The organism is Pseudoalteromonas sp. Z1A6 (assembly GCF_011378745.1).
Lineage (GTDB): Bacteria > Pseudomonadota > Gammaproteobacteria > Enterobacterales > Alteromonadaceae > Pseudoalteromonas > Pseudoalteromonas arctica.
In genome coordinates, this window is sequence record NZ_WTKW01000605.1 from 1 (window position 1) to 1,240 (window position 1,240).

The window sequence follows — 1,240 nt, forward strand, 5'->3', positions numbered from 1 at the left end:
TAAACAAACCATAGCTGAGTTCCTATTTTGGTTCAATCGATTACTGTATTTTATGCAGAATATAAAGTGGGAGTTTGGTGTTGTTTTAATTGGCGTTTTGGACGGGATTACGGGTACTTGAGTGGCTTTTATTTAGGGTAAAAGCGCTTACCCTTCTTAATGCATCGTGTTTTGCAGCTTTTCTATATTATGAACAAGACAATACAGTTGCCATTGCGCATTCACTTTCGTTTGACCCCGTAAGGTCAATTTATTCATGCCTTTATTCACTGTAATGTTCCCGAACACTGGCTCAATACACCCGAGTCGTTTGCTATATTGTCGTCGACCTATGGGGCTGTCTATTTTTACTTTCATTTTGTCTACATAGCTCAGCTTTTTGCGTGATTCATTATTTATAAACTGTTCTTGTCGCCCCGTTTTAATGGGTGGCTTTCGCATGCATTGCTGCTGTAGCGGGCACGTTTTACAGTCTTTTAAATAACCAGATAAACTACAGATAAACTAGACAGCCACTTTAATTGAACAAACAAAATGTTGCCATTAAATTTAATTTGTAGGTTAATAATATATCTTTTATCGACAGGTTATTTTCATTTCATCCATCAAATAAGTCATTAGCGCTCTTAATCTAAATTGCACGCATGAAAATGACTGCATGGTGCAGTTGTGATTTATTATTGAATAGTTTTACTGAGTAGTTTACGTTTTATGCCAGTAGCTTTTCGCAGTTACTGATATTCGCTCGCCGCTTTCGCTTTAAGTTTTCACAATAAGCTTCTTGTGAGGCTGGCCTGCCCACTGCACCACGAAATACGCGCGTAAATTGGGTTGTAAGCTTTAACCAGTTTTCTGGAGATATATTCACCCTTTCCAGTAAAGACAAATGTGTACTTTCAATATACCCTCGCTTGTCTTCTCGTATGCAACGTCCTGTTAATTCAACAAGTTCAAGGTACGATTTAAGCTCAAACGGCAGCCCTTTTGGCATTATTTGACGTGGCATCCCTGCAAAACGAAGGAGTTGTTTTGGCTGCTTGCCTTCTTTTGCGCATATTAAGCGTACTTGAGCGCTGGTATGGTCTGACTCTTCTGGCGTTTTAGCCATCTTGGCTCTAATGGGGTTTAAATCTACATACGCCATACAGGCGGCAAGTGCGGCTTCATCAAGCAGTGCTTGTGAGCTAAATCGACCCTCCCAAAACCTGCCAGTACAGTTATCTTCCTTATTTGCTCTGCG

At 40.2% G+C, this 1,240-nt stretch carries 1 protein-coding gene and 1 pseudogene; both read right to left on the reverse strand.

Annotation, left to right across the window (positions count from 1 at the left end; translation table 11 throughout):
* Window positions 1–156: 156 nt before the first annotated feature.
* Window positions 157–441 (reverse strand): transposase, encoded by a 285-nt coding sequence (locus GQR46_RS19855; RefSeq protein ID WP_165742244.1) that lies wholly within the window; start codon window positions 439–441, stop codon window positions 157–159.
* 268 nt (window positions 442–709) lie between these two features.
* A pseudogene (locus GQR46_RS19860) lies at window positions 710–1,240 on the reverse strand (transposase); the annotation flags it as partial.